Genomic DNA, 18672 nt, shown 5'->3' on the forward strand with positions numbered 1-18672 from the left:
ACCGGAGAGGACATGAGCCAGGCATTGCAACAATTTATTAATGGGCTGACCTTGGGCGCCATCTACGGCCTGATTGCGATCGGCTATACGATGGTCTACGGCATCATCGGCATGATCAACTTTGCGCATGGCGATGTTTATATGGTCAGCGCTTTCATCGCCGTGACGTGTTTCACGCTTCTTGGGAGCGGCGGGGTCTCGTCGGTGGTGGCGAGTATTGCCATTACATTGATCGTCTCGATTGCGCTGACCTCCGTATTCGGCTGGACCGTCGAACGGGTCGGGTATCGGCCGCTTCGAGGCTCCAATCGTCTCGCGCCGCTGATCTCGTCGATCGGAATTGCTATCTTTCTGCAGAACATGGTTCAGCTGACCCAGGGTGCGCGGGTCAAGTCGATCCCGCCGCTTGTGACGGGTGGTACGAATCTCTTCTCCAATGAGGGATTGCGCGGAACGTACGTCTCTTATGTCCAGCTCCTCATCGTCATCGTGACGATTGTCCTGATGTCCGCCTTCACATTGCTCATCAACAAGACGCCTTTCGGCAGGCAGCAGCGGGCGTGCGAACAGGATCAACGGATGATGCAGTTCCTCGGCTATAACGTCGACAGGATTATCGCCCTGACCTTCATGATCGGCGCTGCGCTGGCTGCCGTCGCTGGTGTCATGGTGACGATCTACTACGGCGTGATCGACTTCTCAATTGGCTTCCAGGCGGGTATCAAGGCCTTTACTGCTGCGGTTCTGGGCGGCATCGGCTCGATCCCTGGCGCGATGCTTGGCGGTCTGATCATCGGATTGATCGAAGCGTTCTGGGCGGCATATCTTTCTCCCGAATACAAGGATGTGGCAACGTTCGTCATCCTGATCATTGTTCTGATGTTTCGTCCTTCGGGCCTGCTTGGCCGGCCAGAGGTGGAGAAAGTCTGATGAGCCCGACAATCATGCAAAAATTAGATCTTCAGTTTCGCATCAGGGATGCTCTGGGCGCCGCGCTGGTTGCCGGCCTCGTAGGTTTGCCGATGCTGGGACTGACGACGCGAGACGGAGCAAATGGCCTGCATGTCGAAACACGTTGGGCACTGCTGGCCGCCTTCATTCTGGTGGCCTTTGCCGGCCGCCTGATACTGCAGTGGATGCTGCAACGGTTCCGCTTACTGACAAAGCGGCGCCTGCGTGCAAGGCCCGCGCCTGAAATCGCGGGTAACGGTGCGCTGGTTTGGGTCGGCGCGGCATGCGTGGCTTTCGCCGTGCTGTTGCCCGCATTGTTTGCAGGAAACCGCTACGTTGTCGATACGGCCACGACGGTACTCATTTACGTGATGCTGGGCTGGGGCCTGAATGTCGTCGTTGGACTGGCTGGTCTGCTGGATCTGGGCTACGTAGCGTTCTACGCGGTAGGCGCATACACCTACGGTCTTCTCTCGACGCATTTCGGCTTTGGTTTCTGGGAATCGCTACCCATCGCCGGTGGACTGGCCGCGGCATTCGGCATGCTGCTTGGCTATCCGACACTCAGACTTAGAGGCGACTATCTGGCGATCGTCACGCTCGGATTCGGCGAGATCATTCGGCTGCTGCTTGTGAACTGGGGTGATCTCACGGGCGGACCAAACGGCATTTCTTCGATTCCAAAGCCGACATTCTTTGGGCTTCCGATGCAGGCATCCAGCGATGGTCCGACATTTGCGACCGTATTTGGTATCGAATACTCACCCGTTCAGAGGGTCATCTTTTTGTATTACCTGATCCTCGCACTCGCGTTACTGACAAACCTTCTCGTCTCGAGGCTAAGACGCCTGCCTGTGGGGCGCGCGTGGGAAGCGGTGCGCGAAGACGAAATTGCCTGCAAGGCCATGGGCATTAATGTGACGAACGTGAAACTGTCCGCATTTGCGACCGGTGCAATGCTGGCCGGATTCGCCGGCGTGTTCTTCGCGGCACGGCAGGGGTTTATCTCTCCGGAGAGCTTCACATTTTCGGAGTCGGCCACGATTCTCGCGATCGTGGTGCTGGGTGGCATGGGAAGCCAGTTGGGCGTCGTGCTCGCGGCCGCCTTGCTGGTGATCTTGCCTGAACTGGGGCGTGATTTCGCCGAGTACAGAATGTTGCTCTTCGGTATTGCCATGGTCTTTATCATGATCGTGCGGCCCGGCGGACTCATCAGCCATCGCCGTGCGACCGTCAGCGCTCCGGGCGTGGAGGTGAACCCATGAGCGGTTCCAATTCGTTGCTTGGCGTTGAGAATCTGACGATGCAGTTTGGCGGACTTCGTGCAATCGAGGACCTGTCCATGAGCGCGCGTGCAGGCGAGGTGACTGCAGTGATTGGGCCGAACGGCGCGGGAAAGACGACATTCTTTAACTGCCTGACCGGCTTTTATAAACCGACAAAAGGCTCCATCAAACTGCGCCATCCCTATCGCGGCGAACTTCGGCTCGATGCGATGAGGAACGTGGACGTCGCGCGGGTCGGCCAGGTCGTCAGGACGTTTCAGAATATACGATTGTTTCCCCGTATGACGGTGCTCGAAAACCTGATGATCGCTCAGCACAATGTCTTGCAGGAAGCGTCGAGATTCTCGATTGCCGGAGCGCTGAACTCAAGATCGTTTCGCCGCGCCAACGACAAGGCGATAGATAACGCCCTGACGTGGCTCGAGCGCCTAAGCGTCCGGGATATCGCCAACAAACCTGCCGGTGACATGCCGTATGGCGTACAGCGTCGCGTCGAAATCGCGCGCGCGATGTGCGCTGAACCGATTCTGCTTTGCCTTGATGAGCCAGCCGCCGGTCTCAATCCGCGCGAGTCGGGGGAACTCACGACGCTGTTGACCTCCCTCTCCAGGGATCAAGGTATCGGCATACTATTGATTGAACACGATATGAGCGTCGTCATGAAGGTTTCCGATCATATTGTCGTGCTCAATCACGGAAAGAAGATCGCAGAGGGGCCGCCTGCCGAGATCAAGACAAATTCCGAGGTGATCAGCGCGTATCTTGGGGAGGACGACGAGACCTCTTCACCCGATGGTTCATCGCAGGAGAAAACCGCTCATGCTTAAGCTTACCGGACTCAGTGCCCACTACGGCAGCGTCCAGGCACTACGCGAGGTTACCCTGGACGTGAACACGGGCGAGATCGTTACGTTGATCGGTGCGAACGGCGCGGGCAAGTCCACGCTGATGAATACCATTTTCGGTTATCCCCGCGCCAGCGGCGGCACGGTCGAATTCGACGGACAGAATATTACGGACCTGCCTTCACATGCGGTCGGCAAGCTCGATATTGCGGTTGTGCCCGAAGGGCGTCGCATCTTTCAGCGGATGACTGTGCTTGAGAATCTCCTGATGGGCGATACGTCGTCCAATCGTAAGACTGCTGAGGACCTAGAACGGATCTACGAGATGTTTCCAATCCTGCGGAGCCGGATCTCGCAGCGTGCCGGTACGCTGTCTGGAGGCGAGCAGCAGATGCTTGCGATCGGTCGCGCATTGATGTCTCAACCGAGATTGCTGTTACTCGACGAACCGTCGCTGGGCCTCGCGCCGCTTTTCATCAAGAAGATCTTCTCGGTCATCAGGGAGTTGAACGAGCAGTTCGGTATGACGATTCTGCTCGTCGAACAGAACGCCCATCATGCATTGCGAGTGGCGCATCGAGGGTATGTTCTCCAGCATGGGCAGATTGCCCTCGAAGGGAGTGGTGCTGACTTGCTGGCCAGCCCGTCGGTCCGGGCAGCGTATCTGGAGGGCGATACGTCCCAACTCGATGCGGCGTGAACCGATGCGACTGGAAACCTGGCTTGCTTCGCCCTTTCTCCCGCTCTCAGTGGATGGGAATTTTAGCAATTCTCCGCAACTTGAGTGTGGGAAGATTAAAAGATGAAATGGCGATTCGAACAAGGCTTATCAAGCCTTGACGGGCTGGATCACTATCAAAAAATGTGCAAAATTCCGCAGAAATTAGCCGAACCTCTTCAAGACCGGAATTTTGTAAACGTCCAGAATGCCAATAGACCTAATCGATCGCCGCTCCGGAACTGCATCCGAAGAAGGCACGAATTCAAGCGCAGGCCAGCGAGGCCAGAACGCTCAACGAACCGGTTTTATGGAGTTGCCGCATGAAAGTGCTCATCGTTTTCGCTCACCCTGAACCCCGGTCTTTCAACGGTGCGTTGAAGGACACGGCTGTCTCGACTCTGACAGAGCAGGGACATGAGGTTCAAGTGACGGACCTGTACCAACTGAAATGGCGGCCTGAGCTCGGCGTGGAAGATTTTGTGGGCGAACGTCTCAATACGGATTTCCTCGACCTTTCGGCGGAACAGGAGCACATGTTCGGAACCTCCACGAAGCCGACGCCGGATGTCTACGCCGAGCAACAGAAGGTGCTCTGGTCGGATCTGATCATTTTCCAGTATCCGATGTGGTGGTTCGGCATGCCCGCCATTCTGAAGGGCTGGGTGGACCGCGTGATGACGCGTGGTTTCGCCTACGCCACCGGCCGCAAGTACGAGAACGGCATGTTCAAGGGACGTAAGGCGATGGTTTCGACCACGACTGGAACGGCCGCGAGCCTCTACGAACCGGACGGCGTCGATGGAGACATCAATCACATTCTCTGGCCGATTCACAATGGCATTTTCAATTACCTTGGCTTCGAGGTGTTGCCGCCGCACGTATCTTGGATGCCTGGCCGCGTGAGTGCCGAGGAGCGGCAAGCCTACCTCGACTCCTATGCGGCACGATTGCGCACGCTTGAGGGCACGCAGCCGTTGTTTTTCCATCCCTTTGCAGACTTTGGTCCGGACCAACGTCTGAAGCCGGGCGTCGTGGCCCGTTCCGGTTTCCAATGGAACCCGTCGGTCGGCCAGTCGCATGACGATGCGGCAAAAACGTATACGCCGAAGAAGATTGCGAAGGCAGGTTGATACTGCAGCTGCTTCAGGTCGGGCCGCGGTAGCCTGGAAAGGTTCTGCGGCCCAGCGTCAAAACTGACCAGAGATGAGGTTCACCATGGAAAAGCTGCCGATTTTTCAGAAACTGCACCACGTCTGCATCGTGGTTCGCGATATCGAAAACGCTGTGAAGTATTACGAATCAATTGGCGTTGGTCCATGGAACGATTTTCCGCCGATGGATGCATACCAGTTGGACGGCTACGATCGTCCGGCTTTTCTGAAGATGCGCTACAAGTTTGCGAATATCGATAACGCCCAACTGCAGCTTTGCCAGCCAGGAGACGGTGACACGCCGCAACGACGGTTCCTGGAAACGCGAGGCGAGGGCGTCTTTCATCTCGGCTTCTCTGTCGAGAGTTGCGACAAGGCCGAGGAACTTGCTGCGAACGCCGGGCTGGATGTGCTCTCGCGCGGACGCCTCGAAGATCGAAGTGGCTTCACGTACTTCAAGACGGTAAATGAAGGGGCTGGGGTTACGCTAGAGGTCCGGGCGCCGAGTACCAAGGCCGCTCAAGGCATCAAGTCCTGAGTTCAAGGCGCTTTCGCGAGCGTCTTACTGACATTCCAGATGGCCCCTTGGGAATACCACGGGGCCATCTGCCATTACCTCATCACGAACGGGTTCGCGGTCTTGACCCCGGTATTGATCCAGACGCTCTTCGTTTGCAGATACTCGCGGATCGCGTCGATGCCGTTCTCGCGGCCCAGTCCGGAATCCTTGTAGCCGCCAAAGGGCGACATGTAGCTCACCGCGCGATAGCTGTTCACCCAGACCATGCCGGCCTGCAGTCTTTCTGCAACGCGAATGGACCGGCCAATATCTTTCGTCCAGACACCCGAGCCAAGTCCGAAGCGCACGTCATTGGCCAACGCAACCGCCTCGTCTTCATCCTTGAACCTGATGATCGAGAGGATGGGACCAAAGACCTCTTCCTGCGCGATTCGCATCCTGTTGCTAACGTCGCCGAAGATCGTGGGTTCGACGAACCAGCCATTGCCACATTCGGGGGCGCTGCCGGGCTTTCCGCCTAGCAGCAACGTCGCGCCGTCCTGTGTTGCGGTTTCAATGTAAGACAGGACCTTGCGGTACTGCGGGCGGGTCGTGATCGGTCCGACCTGCGTGTCCATACTCGACGGATCGCCCATTTTCGCGGTCCGTGCCAGCGTCAGAAGTTTGTCGACAAACGTGTCGTAGATGCTTTCTTGCAACAACAGGCGCGAACCGGCAATACAGGTCTGCCCAGTCGCAGCAAAGATGCCTGAAACCGCGCCATTCACCGCGTCTTCCAGATCTGCATCTTCGAAAACGATGTTGGGCGACTTGCCACCCAGTTCGAGACTCACGTGTTTGAACTGACGGGCTGCCGCCTCGTTGATTGCCCGGCCGGTGGAGTCTGCACCGGTGAAGGTAATCTTCTTGACCAGCGGGTGTTCTACCAGAGGAGAGCCGACGTCTGCACCGAAGCCTGTGACAACGTTCACTACGCCCGGCGGAAAGCCGGCCTCAGTGAACAGCTTCGCAAACTCGATGGTGGATGCAGAAGTGAACTCGGATGGCTTGATTACCACCGTGCAACCCGCGGCCAGCGCGGGTGCAATTTTCCATGTGGCGAGCAACAGCGGCGAGTTCCAGGGCGTAATGGCGGCGACGACACCCAGCGGCTCGTTGCGGGTGTAGTTGAAGTAGCCTTTCTTGTCGAGCGGAACCACGGCGCCCTGAATCTTGTCCGCCAGGCCGCCAAAGTAGTAGTACCATTGCGGCAAATACTGGCACTGGCCCAGCATTTCAGCCATCAGCTTGCCGTTGTCACGAACTTCCAGCTCGGCAAGCCGCTTTGCGTCACGTGCGATCAGGTCTCCTACCCGATGAAGCAACAGACCTCGCTGGCTTGGCGACATCTGTGACCATGGTCCTGCGCTGAAGGCGGCATGCGCCGCCTGCACAGCCCGATCGACGTCTGTCGCGTTGCCTTTCGCAATCTGTGCCCACGTTTCGCCGGTGAAGGGGTTCTCGGTGTCGAACCATTCGCCCGAAGCCGGCGCGCAGGATTCGCCGTTGATAAACATCTCAAACTGTTGCATGACTTTCGTCTCCCTTTGATGTTGACTCATTCGCCAAGGCGCCGACGCTGGGACTCTGCAAGAATTTCCTGGGCTTTCAAGATGACCGGCCGGTCGACCATGCGGCCGTCCACCGCGACAGCCGCTCCGTGAGATGCGGCGGCGCCTTCTACAACCCGCTGTGCCCACTCGACGTCTTTCGCGCCCGGGATGAATGCAGCGTTGACTGCCGACACCTGCTTCGGATGAATGCAAAGCTTGGCGCCGAAGCCGAGCCGCTTTGCACGGACGGTGTCGCGCGTGATCTGCTCGGTATCGTCCAGCGTGGTACTGACGCCATCTACCGGCGAAAGCAGATTGCCAATGCGCGAAGCGAGGACGATCTGTGAGCGGAAGTACAGGAGCTGCTCATCGTCCCCGTCGATGCCGAGGTCAAGCTGGAAATCCACATTGCCGAAGACGAGCCGTGTAGTCAGCCGGTGCTGGGCGATCGCGACCACATTGCGGAAGCCTTGGGCGGTTTCGATCATCGGCAGGATGTCGGTCGGCTTGCCGGCGAACTCGCAGAGGAAAATGTCGTCGATGCGTTCGGTCTTGGGCAGCATGACAGCGGCCACGGATGGCGCACGGCATACGGCAATGTCGTCGCGAAACCATTCGCTGTTCACGTCATTCACACGCACGGCGACCGGCGTGCTATTGGTGGACAGCCACTCGGCAAGGGCGGCCCGCGCAATCTTCTTTTCGGCGGGAGGTACGGCATCTTCCAGATCGATCACCACAACGTCGACGCCCGACGCCGCAGCTTTAGCAAACCGGTCGGGCCGGTTGCCGGGAACGAAGAGATAGGACCGGGGTGCGAGCTCAGCCATGATGAACCTCCAATATCGATTCGGGGAGCAGTTGGGGTACGACGGGGGCATCGGTAATTGCCCATACCGAGGCGATGGAGTGCTTGAGTTCGTCTTCAGTGGCTGCCTTGCCATACAGCCCAAGCGTGATCGTTTTGTGTTCGAGTTCGGTGCGCGTGAGCGTGTTGCCCGGATCCCCCTTGGGGTCATCCACCCGACCTTTGTAAGTGCGTCCATCCTTGGTCCGCACGGTGACCTTGCCGATCCAGCGCGACGGATAGGCCGCATCGACCTCAGCGTCGAGCACCATCGAAACCTTCTTGCTGAAGTGCGCGATCCTGCTTTCCCCGTAGTGGGCGTCGAACTCACGTACGCCCGCGTGGCCGAACTCCGCAGCGATGGCGAGCACGGTGCCCATGGAGAACTTCGCCTGATGAACCGTCTGCGGATCGGTCACTGGCCCGAGGACGTCGATCGCGGCCTGGTGAACATGAGTTACCACCGTCTCGATATCGTCAGGTGCGATCTGTTCTCGCTTGATTACCTGCAGCAAGGCATCGGCCGCCGGATGGGTGTGCCGGCAGGAGGCGTGATACTTGAACGATGTTTCACTCAGGGCCCAGCGCGTTCCGAGCGCGTCAACGAGCTTGTCCGGATGCGTTTGCGTGGACATGCCGGCTCCCATGCCTTTGCCGCCCTCGAAGATATCTTTCGCGCCGGTGAAACCGTCGGCCGCAAGGTAGGCCGCTAGAAGACCGTTCGCTGCTGCCTTGGCCGTATGCAGTTGCTTGGAGTCCGCAGCGTCTTTCAGGAATTCCCACAGCCCGGCTGCCTGGGTACCAGCGGACCCAAACGCATTCATCATCTGTTCGCGGCTCAGCCGCAAAAGCCTGCCGACCGCAGCCGCGGCTGCGATCGTTCCAACCGTACCGGTGGTATGAAAAATCTTGTAGTGCGATCGACCGAGGAATTCGCCGACGCGGATACCCACTTCATAGCCCGCGACGGATGCCGCAATGAACTCTTTTCCGCTTCTCCCCAGTGCTTGAGCGGCAGCCCATGCCGCGGGAAAAACGACGGTTGCCGGGTGCAGGACCGAGCTGTTGTGCAGATCGTCCTGTTCAGCGAAGTGCGATGCAGCGGCATTGATCATTGCCGCAAAGAACGGGCTGCTCGTTCGGCGGGAGATCAATACTTCGCAGCAACCGGACTGCGGACCAAAGTTCAATGCGAGTTTCTGGATCGTTTCAACGGGACGCGCTCCCCGGCCGGCCAATGCTGATCCGAACCAGTCAAGGAAGAGGTCTTCCGTCCGTGCTACCACGTCCCTGGGGATCTGTTCAAACTCGAGATTGGCCGCAAACGAAGCAAGAATCTGTGTGTTGCTCATAACAGGCTTACCTTAACTGGAGGTTATACGACGGCCGCGTCACGAAGTTCGCGGATGGCATCGGTCGAAAAGCCCAACTCATTCAACAGGGCTTCGGTGTGTTGGCCCAATGCGGGAACGGGGTCGAGGCGGACATCGGCTGCTGTAACGACGCCTGGCGGCAGCAACGAAGGAATGGAACCGGCCGGGGAGTCAATGTTCACCCAGCGATTGCGTTCTTTAAGCTGCGGATGCGCCCACACATCGGACATGTCGTTCATCCGGGCGTTGGCAATCTGCGCGTGATCCAGCCTGCGGATGACCTCTTCCGAGGTCAATTTGCTGAATGCGGTGACGATGATGTCGCGCAGTGCTTCGCGCGCCGCTACCCGTTTCGAATTGGAACTGAAGCGCGGATCGGTAGCCAGCTCAGGTGCGAGCAGAACCTTTGCGCAGAAGACACTCCACTCCCGCTCGTTCTGCAACCCCAGCATGACGGTTTTCGCGTCCCCGGCAGGGAACGGCCCATAGGGATAGATGGTTGCGTGAGCGGCTCCGGCGCGAGGTGGCGGCGATGCGCCATCGAACGCGTAGTAAAGGGGATACGTCATCCACTCCACCATGCTCTCGAGCATCGAGACGTCGATTTCCCTTCCCACGCCCGTCTTCGAGCGTTGCAGAAGCGCGGAGAGGATGTTGGTATACGCGTACATTCCCGCAGCGATATCGGCGATGGAACAGCCGGCCTTCGCGGGCGAGTCCGGGCCGCCGGTAATCGAGAGAAAACCGGACTCGCTCTGGATCAGCAGGTCGTAGGCTTTCTTGTCGCGATACGGACCGTCGGACCCGTAACCCGAGATGTTGCAGACGATCAAGCGGGGATACTTCTCACGCAACGCTTCGTAGGACAGACCCAGTCGAGCTGCAGCGCCGGGCGCCAGGTTCTGCACGAGCACGTCGGTATTTTCGAGCAAGCGCTCGAAAATACCCTGCGCCTGCGGAGCCTTGACGTCTAGCGTGAGGCTCTCCTTCGAGCGGTTGCACCATACGAAGTGCGAGGCCATGCCGTGTACACGCTCGTCGTAGGCGCGCGCGAAGTCACCTGTACCGGGGCGCTCGATCTTGATCACGCGTGCGCCGAGATCGGCAAGTTGACGGGTGCAAAACGGTGCTGCAATCGCGTGTTCGAGGGTGATCACCTTCACGCCGTCCAGCGGTTTCATGCCCAGCCCCTTAGAAAGAACGTGGCAGCCCAAGCAAATGCTCGGCTACGTACGAAAGAATGAGATTGGTCGAGATCGGCGCGACCTGATAAAGACGTGTTTCGCGGAACTTGCGTTCCACGTCGTATTCGTTTGCGAAGCCGAAGCCACCGTGGAACTGCAGACACGCGTTGGCGGCTTCCCAGGAAGCGTCAGCGGCCAGCAGTTTTGCCATGTTGGCTTGCGCGCCGGCGGGTTGTTTCGCGTCGAAAAGTTTGCAGGCCTTATAGCGCATCAGGCTGGCCGCTTCGACGTTGACGTGCGCGCGTGCGATCGGAAACTGCACGCCCTGGTTCTGTCCAATCGGACGCCCGAAGACCACCCGCTCCTTGACGTACTTGCAAACCTTGTCGAGAAACCAGTAGCCGTCGCCGATACACTCGGCAGCAATCAGCGTGCGCTCGGCGTTCAGGCCGTCAAGGATGTACTTGAAGCCTTTGCCTTCTTCTCCAATCAGGTTTTCGGCCGGGATCTCGAGGTTGTCGAAAAAGAGTTCGTTAGTCTCGTGATTCACCATGTTCGGGATCGGGCGAACCGTCATGCCTTGCTTGACCGCCTGATGCAGGTCGACGAGGAATATCGACATGCCCTCAGATTTTTTGGCCACCTGAGTGATCGGTGTGGTCCGTGCGAGCAGGATCATCAGATCGGAGTGTTGAATCCGTGAGATCCACACCTTCTGACCGTTGACGACATACCGGTCACCCTTGCGAACGGCGGTCGTCTTGAGACTGGTGGTGTCGGTGCCGGTGGTCGGTTCGGTCACGCCCATCGATTGAAGCCGCAACTTTCCGCTCGCGATTTCCGGCAGGTAGCGGGCCTTTTGCTCGGCGGAACCGTGTCTGAGCAGTGTCCCCATGTTGTACATCTGCCCGTGACACGCGCCGGAATTGCCGCCGCTGCGGTTGATTTCTTCCATGATCACCGACGCCTCGGTCAGCCCGAGTCCGGAGCCGCCATATTCCTGCGGAATCAGGGCTGCCAACCAACCCGCGTCGGTAAGAGCCTGCACAAAGGTCTCGGGATAGGCTCGCTCTTCATCGACCTTGCGGAAATACTCGGCAGGGAAGTTTGAACACAGATCGCGAACCGCTTCACGGATGTCCTGATAGGGGTCAACGTTAGCCAACACTTGTCTCTACTCCTTTGGGTTCATTTTTGAAATGCACTTGCGGGTGCCGTGAGCGTTACCACGGCAGCGACGCACAACACTTCTTCGGAATTGGCCGCCCAAAGCCTCACCTCGTTCGATCCGGCTGCGCGGGCGGCGTATAGATGAAAAGGGGCATCGTCAAAGAGAGGGTTGACCGCCTTGAAGGAGAACGAAGCGATCGACTCTCCCGGAAGGCTGCGTCGGACGAGATCGACCAGCAAGGTCGCAGTCAGCGGCCCATGCACGACCAGCGCGGGATAGCCTTCCTGTCCCTGAGCATAGGACCGGTCGTAGTGAATACGATGTCCGTTGAAGGTATCGGCGGAGTAACGAAACAGGAGGACCGGGTCTGGCACGATCTCCCGCTTCCATGTGAACTCTTCGGGCGCAATTGGACCTTTCGCCGGGCTATACGCAGTCGTCGCGGACTCGCGATACACGACGTCCTGGTCCTCCGAAAGCAGCGGACCTTCTGCGTCTTCCAGTTCATGACGCAGACGCACAAACACGAGCTTTCCGGTGCGTCCTTCCTTGGCGGCGACATCGACAATCTGCGAGGTTCTGGTGACGAGGCTGCCGACCAGGAGCGGCCGCTCGAACCGGACCCGGCTGCCTGCCCACATACGGCGGGGTAGCGGCACCGGCGGCAGGAATCCACCACGTTTGGGATGGCCGTCCACCCCAACCTGTGGTTGCGAAACGATATGAGGAAAGAGTGCCCAGTGCCAAAGCGGAGGCAACGGAGAGCCGGCATGCGGCGCGTCCTCATAGCCTAGCGTAGCCGCGAGTTGCTGCGCAAGACGAGGGGATACGAGTTCCTGCTCAGCCTGGGTTCGGCCGATCCACGTGCGCAGATAATTGAGTTCGGTAGTCATGAGGGCATCGAATAGCGTCGTTCACGCTAGATTGACGCACCGGCCTGTTGACTACAATTTGTGTCTGGAGAAGAGGGCTTTAAACGCAGACTAACTGCCGCCGCTTAGGCCGGCTGAGGCTCGCACTCGCTTTTGCACTTCTGGGTGAGCAGGTCGACAAGTTCACGCGCGAAAGACGGCAGCAGATCGAGGCTGCGCACGCAGATCAGCAGATTGCGCGTCGCCCAGGCATCCTCGATTTCAACCAGCCGGATGTTCATGGTTTTGACGTACCTTATCGCTGACGAACGAGGCAGCACGCCTATCCCGACGTTGGCTTCGATCATTCGGCACAGGGCCTCGAAGTTACCCACTTCAATCCGCACCCGAAGTTTCTTGTGCATATCGTGCGCGACGCGGTTCAGAAAGGTATGAATCGCGCTTGCTTCAGGCATCCCCACAAAGTCGAACTCCGTTGCCTCCTCAAAGGGAATAGACGTTTTCTCTGCTAAAGGGTGTGATTCCGACACCGCCAGTATGAGCCGGTCCGAGCGATAGGGCATGATTTCCAGCGATTCGGGCCTGACATTGCCTGCCACGATGCCGACGTCCGCTGTGCCTTCGCTCACCGCGCGCACCACGTCATGACTCAATCGTTCGCGAAGCTCGACGTTCACATCCGGATGCTCGGCGAGAAAGTCTCGCAGGTCGTTAGGAAGGAATTCCGTGGTGGCCGTGGTGTTCGCGAAGATCCTCACGTGGCCTTTGATACCGCGTGCGTACTCCTGCATGTCGCCGCGCAACTGCTCGAGTTGTGACAGGACAACCCGCGCATGGTGAAGGAATGCCTGGCCCGGTGGCGTGAGTGTCACCCCCTGGCTAGTCCGATACAGTAGTTTCGCCCCCATACTTTCTTCAAGATTCTTGATTCGGGTGCTCGCTGCGGGTACGGACATATGAAAGCGCTCGGCGCCACGCGTCAAGCTATCCGTCTCGGCGATACATGTGATGAGACGAAGATCAACGAGATCGAAATGCATGGTCATGATACGTGCTCCGAATGAAGTGACGCGCCGTTGATCCAGTGTAGCAAATAGCAGAAATCCGCAAATCAGTATTTGCGATATTTTTCGCACGTTTTGTCCGTGCCTCTATGTTATCGGGCTATTGAAGAACAACGGCGACGGAGCGATGGCTATGACTATGCAGAATTCCGCACAAATCGGTGGAGCCGCATCAAGACCGGAAAGTTTTCGCGCCGGACAATCGGTTCACGGAAGCATGCCGTGCTCATCAGGGCGGCAGAGCAGCCCAAACCAATTCAATCTGGAGAAAGCGATGCTGATTGCACCGTTCAAGAACGAGCCATTTGATTTGTTCGACACCGAAAGTGCCAAAGCCCATATGCAGCAGGCCCTGAAAAGAGTGCGTTCGGAATTTGGCCAGACCTATCCGCTTCTGATCAACGGTGAGCGTGTGCAGACCGAAGCGAAGCTCGTCTCGACAAATCCGTCGAATCCGGAAGAGATCGTCGGCTACACCGCCAAGGCGACGACGCGGCATGCGGATGACGCACTCGAAGCTGCGTGGGCCGCGTTCGAATCGTGGAAGCGCTGGAGCCAGGAAGATCGCTCCCGTCTTATGTTGAAGGCTGCAGCAATCATGCGCAGACGCAAGCGTGAGCTCGAGGCATGGCTGGTCTATGAGATCGGCAAGAACTACGTCGAAGCAAGCGCTGAAGTCGCGGAAATGATCGACTTCACCGAGTACTACGCGCGTCAGGCAATCAAGCACGTGGGCGGCCTGGGGGCACTGATTGACTATCCCGGTGAAGAGAACGAGAGCTTCTACATTCCGCTGGGGGTAGGTGTAACGATTTCGCCCTGGAATTTCCCGATGGCGCTAATGACCGGCATGACGGTCGGCGCGATCGTGGTGGGTAACACGGTGGTTTGCAAGCCAGCGGAAGACACGATTGTTTCGCTGGCCAAGATCTTCGACATCTTCACGGAAGCAGGCCTGCCGCCGGGCGTGGTGAATTACCTGCCTGGAACTGGACGGGAGATCGGTTCCTATCTGGTTGCTCATCCAAAGACGCGCTTTATCAACTTCACGGGCTCGCTCGCGACTGGGGCCCAGATCAACGAGTCCGCTGCGAAGCTCGCGGAAGGCCAGAAATGGTTCAAGCGCGTTTTCCTCGAGTTGGGTGGCAAGGACGCCATTCTGGTCGACGAGACAGCCAATCTCGACGACGCGGCGACGGGTGTCATTCAGGCGGCGTTCGGTTATTCAGGCCAGAAGTGTTCCGCCTGCTCGCGTTTGATCGTAGTGGATTCGGTCTACGACGCATTGCTTGAGAAGGTCGTTGCAAAGGCGAAAGAACTGGTTGTCAGCGAAGCCAGGGACAATCCCAGTTTCGGTCCGGTCTGCAACGAACTGCAGTACAAGAAGGTGCTGTCGTACATCGATATCGGCCACACCGAGGGCAAGCTGTTAACGGGTGGCAAGGCCGTAGAGAATGCCGCTGGTTATCTGATTGAGCCCACTATCTTTGGCGACGTGTCCCCTCGCGCGCGCATTGCACAGGAAGAAGTATTTGGCCCGTTCGTCGCTGCGATTCGCGTCAAGGATTTCGAGGAAGGTCTGGCTGTTGTCAATGACACGGTCTATGGTCTGACGGGGGCGCTCTTCTCGAATGACCGAAGCCGCATCGAACGGGCGCGTCGCGACTTCCACGTGGGCAACCTGTACTTCAATCGCAAATGTACGGGCGCGCTTGTCGGCGTTCAGCCATTCGGCGGCTTCAACCTCACGGGCACCGATACCAAGACGGGTGGTCCTGATTATCTTCTGCAGTTCTTGCAAATGAAGGCTGTGGCCGAGCGTCTTTAAGCACGCATGTCGTTTGGGGCTGCCTTTGGGCGGCCCTGGCGCGAATCAGCTTTTCCAAATGAACGGGACAAATAGAATGGGCTTCATTGCAGACCGCATTGGCCAGATCGCCCCTGCGCAGACAATGGCAATGGCGGCAAAGGCGGCAGAACTGCGCCGGGACGGGAAGAATGTCATTTCCCTGTCGCAAGGCGAACCCGATTTTCGTACGCCTGAGCATATCCAGGCTGCCGCGATTCGCGCAATGCGCGAAGGCAAGACGCGTTACACCGAGGCCGCCGGCATCCGGGAGTTGCGCGAAGCGATCGTAGCGAAACTCAAGCGTGACAATAGCGTCGATTATCCCGTGGACGGTGTCAGCGTCGCCGTTGGCGCGAAGCAGGCAATTTTCGCGGCTTTTTTCGCGACCCTCAATCCGGGCGACGAAGTCATCGTGCCGGCACCGTGCTGGGTGTCGTATCCCGAGATCGTGAAGATGGCGACAGGGACGCCTGTTGTGGTGCCGTGCGACGAGGCAGCGGGATTCAAACTGACTGCTGCTCAACTGGAGGCGTCGATCACGCCTCGTACCAAGTGGCTGATGCTGAATTCGCCATCGAATCCGACGGGGGCCGTTTACTCGGCCGACGAACTCGGCAGTATTGCGGAAGTATTGCGTCGACACCCCCATGTGTGGGTACTGTCCGACGACATCTACGAAAAGCTCATCTACACCGGAAGTCCTTTCGTCAATATCCTGAACGTCGCGCCCGAGTTGCAGGAGCGGACTCTCATCATCAACGGCGTGTCCAAGATGTACTCGATGACAGGCTGGCGGATTGGCTATTCGGCTGGACCGTCGACGCTCATCCGTGCCATGAATCTGGTGCAAGGTCAGATTGTGACCAGTGCGTCTTCGGTGTCGCAGTACGCTGCGATCGAAGCGCTCAATGGCGATCAGTCTTTCGTCGAGACATCGCGACTGGCCTTTGACGAACGCCGGAAGCTCGTCGTGAATGCGCTGGACGGCATACCGGGACTCCACAGTAATCAGCCGGAAGGCGCGTTTTATGTATTCGTCGGCTGCCATGGTGTCATGGGGAGCCGCACGCCGAATGGCACGCTTCTGGAAAGCGACCAGGACTTCGTCATGTACCTGCTGGAAGAGGCAAACGTAGCCGTGGTTTCGGGCTCCGGCTTTCTGCTCTCGCCTTACTTCCGGCTTTCTTATGCTGCGTCACTCGATGACCTGAACGAGGCGCTCGGTCGCATTCGCGCCGCACGTCAAAACCTCGCGACCGTCCAAGGTAGATCATGAGCGAAAGAATTGTCATCACCGGCGGGGGGGCGATCGGTTGTTCAATAGCGTATTTCCTGAGCCTCCAAAAGACAGAGAGCCGCGAGATCTGGGTGATCGAAAAGGATCCGACTTATCAGATCGCATCATCGTCGCTCTCGGCAAGTTCGATCAGGCAGCAGTTTTCAACGCCCATCTGCATCCAGCTATCGCAGTTTGGCTATGATTTTTTTTCTTCCTGCGAGCGGGAGAAGGTGCGGTATGGCGCTGGCGTCGATCTGGTGGATTGCGGATACCTGTTCGTGGGCAACGCGCAGCAAGAGAGCGTGCTGCGTCGGCGGAGCGCTCTTGCCCGATCGCTCGGGGTGGAGCTGCAGGAGCATTCAGTCGAGGCGTTGCAGCGCCGCTACCCGTGGATGAATGTCAGCGATCTGGCCTATGGCGTCGAAGGTCTGGCAGGCGAGGGCTGGTTCGACGGATATAGCGTCATGCAGTGGTTGAGAAACCGTGCGCGTGAAGCGGGCGTCCATTTCGTCACGGGTGAAGCGGTGCGCTACCGTACACGCGGAAACCGGGTGACCCACGTCGAACTGACGGACGGGCGGGAAATCGCCGGGGACGCGTTCGTGAATGCCAGCGGCGCGTGGTGTGCACCTCTTGCACAAAGCATCGGCGTGGATCTGCCGGTTCGGCCGCGACGGCGTTCGGCGTTTGTCGTGTCATGTCCGACGGCGATTCCGGATATGCCGATCCTCATCGACACCTCGGGAGTGTATCTGCGTAGGGAGCAGAATCATTTCCTCTGTATCGTTTCGCCGTCGGCGGAGACGGATCTGGACCACCTGCCACTCGACGTGCAGTTTTCTGAATTTGACGAGATCATCTGGCCGGCCTTGGCAGGGCGTATCCCGGCGTTCGAGGCCTTACGGGTGGAACACGCCTGGGCTGGCTACTACGAATACAACATTCTCGACCAGAATGGCATCGTCGGGCAGTCGGGTGCGGAAAACTCTTTCGTGGCGGCCGGTTTCAGCGGCCATGGCATGATGCACAGCCCAGGGGTTGGTCGAGCTGTTGCCGAACTGTTGAGCTTTGGCGAGTTTAAAACACTGGATCTCTCGCCGCTGTCGCCGTCACGGTTCACCAAGGGTGAACTGGTGATCGAGGAAGGTGTTTACTAGGGCCCGGCAGGCGAAGCATTAGTGAGGATGCAGACCACGCCCTCGTGCATTTCGGTACTGTCGGGGCGTGAGGTGCGTGGCAGATTTGAATTGACGCGTGAACGCGCTATGGTCCGCGTAGCCGCATTCGGTCGCGATTTCCGTAATGCTGTTGTCAGTCGTTTCCAGCAGCTTGCATGCGTGGTCGATCCGCAATTTCATCAGCAGTTGCTTGGGCGTCAGATGAAACACTTCGCGGGTTAGACGTTCCAGCGTGTCGACAGATATGGAGACTTGCTCCGCCGCCTCGGTAACCAGGATGTTCTGTCCAAGGTTCCGTTCCAGATAGTCCAGATATGCGAGCAGGCGGCGGTAGCCGTGATGACGTTCATCAGGGCGAGGCAGATCTCGCGATATGCCGATCAGTCCAATGGCCAGTCCGTCTTCGGCGAGCACAGGAAACTTCGAACTCAGGCACCAGTATCGATGACCCAATCCGGAGGAATAGAGCCGCAGCCGGTCTACGATGGGCGACCGGGTTTCGATAATGTTCAGATCTTGCGCATTGGTACTGGCGCCGGTCACCGGAAATAGCTGATCGGCTGTCTTGCCGATCACGTCGTCGCGCGCCAGCCCGCTTCGAGCGATGAGCGTTTGATTGACGGACAGGTAGCGTGCCTGTGCGTCCTTGATGTAGTACAGCACGTCTGGAAAGCAGTCAAAGACGCGCTCGAGCATCTCGGGCTGCCGGTCCAACTGTCGAACGACTTCCACCAACATATCGGAATCAGCCTTGGTGGGCATAGAGGGATCAGTGTGAAGTCACAATGA

The 18672-nt window shown here is 58.2% G+C and carries 17 protein-coding genes; 9 read left to right on the plus strand and 8 right to left on the minus strand.

The features are described 5' to 3' along the window. Positions 1-12 precede the first annotated feature (12 nt). The 6 genes from P3T20_RS17250 to P3T20_RS17275 all read left to right on the plus strand — a co-directional run bounded on the left by P3T20_RS17250 (position 13) and on the right by P3T20_RS17275 (position 5492). A complete protein-coding gene (locus P3T20_RS17250; protein WP_074266842.1) occupies positions 13-930 on the plus strand; it encodes a branched-chain amino acid ABC transporter permease in 918 nt (305 codons plus the stop codon). A 14-nt stretch (positions 931-944) separates the two neighbouring features. Further along, positions 945-2216 (plus strand): high-affinity branched-chain amino acid ABC transporter permease LivM, encoded by a 1272-nt coding sequence (livM, locus tag P3T20_RS17255; protein ID WP_429287440.1) that lies wholly within the window; start codon positions 945-947, stop codon positions 2214-2216. After that, positions 2213-3064: an ABC transporter ATP-binding protein gene (locus P3T20_RS17260; protein ID WP_074266840.1), complete on the plus strand. Its 852-nt coding sequence runs from the start codon at positions 2213-2215 to the stop codon at positions 3062-3064. The genes livM and P3T20_RS17260 overlap by 4 nt, the downstream gene beginning before the upstream one ends. Next, positions 3057-3782, plus strand: a complete 726-nt coding sequence (locus P3T20_RS17265) for an ABC transporter ATP-binding protein (RefSeq protein ID WP_074266839.1) — start codon at positions 3057-3059, stop codon at positions 3780-3782. Before P3T20_RS17260 ends, P3T20_RS17265 begins: the two co-directional genes overlap by 8 nt. A 341-nt stretch (positions 3783-4123) precedes the next feature. Further along, positions 4124-4933, plus strand: a complete 810-nt coding sequence (locus tag P3T20_RS17270; protein ID WP_074266838.1) for an NAD(P)H-dependent oxidoreductase — start codon at positions 4124-4126, stop codon at positions 4931-4933. An 85-nt stretch (positions 4934-5018) separates the two neighbouring features. Beyond that, entirely contained in the window at positions 5019-5492 is a 474-nt protein-coding gene (locus tag P3T20_RS17275; protein WP_074266837.1) for a VOC family protein, read from the plus strand. A 74-nt stretch (positions 5493-5566) separates the two neighbouring features. Here the strand turns inward: P3T20_RS17275 and P3T20_RS17280 are convergent, their stop codons facing one another. The 7 genes from P3T20_RS17280 to P3T20_RS17310 all read right to left on the minus strand — a co-directional run bounded on the left by P3T20_RS17280 (position 5567) and on the right by P3T20_RS17310 (position 13559). Further along, positions 5567-7045 carry an aldehyde dehydrogenase gene (locus P3T20_RS17280; RefSeq protein WP_074266836.1) on the minus strand — a complete coding sequence of 493 codons (1479 nt, stop codon included), beginning with the start codon at positions 7043-7045 and terminating at the stop codon, positions 5567-5569. A 26-nt stretch (positions 7046-7071) separates the two neighbouring features. Continuing rightward, on the minus strand, positions 7072-7896 hold the full coding sequence (locus P3T20_RS17285; RefSeq protein WP_074266835.1) for an HpcH/HpaI aldolase/citrate lyase family protein: 825 nt from the start codon (positions 7894-7896) through the stop codon (positions 7072-7074). Beyond that, positions 7889-9265: an MmgE/PrpD family protein gene (locus P3T20_RS17290; RefSeq protein WP_074266834.1), complete on the minus strand. Its 1377-nt coding sequence runs from the start codon at positions 9263-9265 to the stop codon at positions 7889-7891. The genes P3T20_RS17285 and P3T20_RS17290 overlap by 8 nt, the downstream gene beginning before the upstream one ends. A gap of 23 nt (positions 9266-9288) precedes the next feature. After that, complete coding sequence (locus tag P3T20_RS17295) at positions 9289-10467, minus strand: CaiB/BaiF CoA transferase family protein (RefSeq protein WP_074266833.1); 1179 nt, start codon at positions 10465-10467, stop codon at positions 9289-9291. A gap of 10 nt (positions 10468-10477) precedes the next feature. After that, a complete protein-coding gene (locus P3T20_RS17300; protein ID WP_074266832.1) occupies positions 10478-11638 on the minus strand; it encodes an acyl-CoA dehydrogenase family protein in 1161 nt (386 codons plus the stop codon). Between the two features lie 20 nt (positions 11639-11658). After that, the gene (locus tag P3T20_RS17305; protein ID WP_074266831.1) at positions 11659-12534 is read right to left on the minus strand and encodes an FAS1-like dehydratase domain-containing protein; all 876 of its coding nucleotides are present in this window, start codon (positions 12532-12534) and stop codon (positions 11659-11661) included. Positions 12535-12638: 104 nt separating this feature from the next. Further along, the gene (locus P3T20_RS17310; RefSeq protein ID WP_074266830.1) at positions 12639-13559 is read right to left on the minus strand and encodes a LysR substrate-binding domain-containing protein; all 921 of its coding nucleotides are present in this window, start codon (positions 13557-13559) and stop codon (positions 12639-12641) included. Positions 13560-13851: 292 nt separating this feature from the next. Here P3T20_RS17310 and pruA point away from each other — a divergent pair, with 292 nt between their 5' ends. The 3 genes from pruA (at position 13852) to P3T20_RS17325 (ending at position 17862) form a co-directional block, all read left to right on the plus strand. Further along, complete coding sequence (gene pruA, locus P3T20_RS17315; protein ID WP_074266829.1) at positions 13852-15405, plus strand: L-glutamate gamma-semialdehyde dehydrogenase; 1554 nt, start codon at positions 13852-13854, stop codon at positions 15403-15405. Between the two features lie 76 nt (positions 15406-15481). Then, the gene (locus P3T20_RS17320) at positions 15482-16702 is read left to right on the plus strand and encodes a pyridoxal phosphate-dependent aminotransferase (protein ID WP_074266828.1); all 1221 of its coding nucleotides are present in this window, start codon (positions 15482-15484) and stop codon (positions 16700-16702) included. Beyond that, complete coding sequence (locus P3T20_RS17325) at positions 16699-17862, plus strand: NAD(P)/FAD-dependent oxidoreductase (protein WP_074266827.1); 1164 nt, start codon at positions 16699-16701, stop codon at positions 17860-17862. Before P3T20_RS17320 ends, P3T20_RS17325 begins: the two co-directional genes overlap by 4 nt. An 18-nt stretch (positions 17863-17880) precedes the next feature. Here P3T20_RS17325 and P3T20_RS17330 read toward each other — a convergent pair whose 3' ends face one another. Continuing rightward, positions 17881-18645, minus strand: a complete 765-nt coding sequence (locus P3T20_RS17330; protein ID WP_074266826.1) for a helix-turn-helix domain-containing protein — start codon at positions 18643-18645, stop codon at positions 17881-17883. Positions 18646-18672 lie beyond the last annotated feature (27 nt).

The sequence above is a fragment of the Paraburkholderia sp. GAS206C genome, from assembly GCF_050435645.1.
In the GTDB taxonomy this organism is placed as follows: Bacteria; Pseudomonadota; Gammaproteobacteria; order Burkholderiales; family Burkholderiaceae; genus Paraburkholderia; species Paraburkholderia phenazinium_B.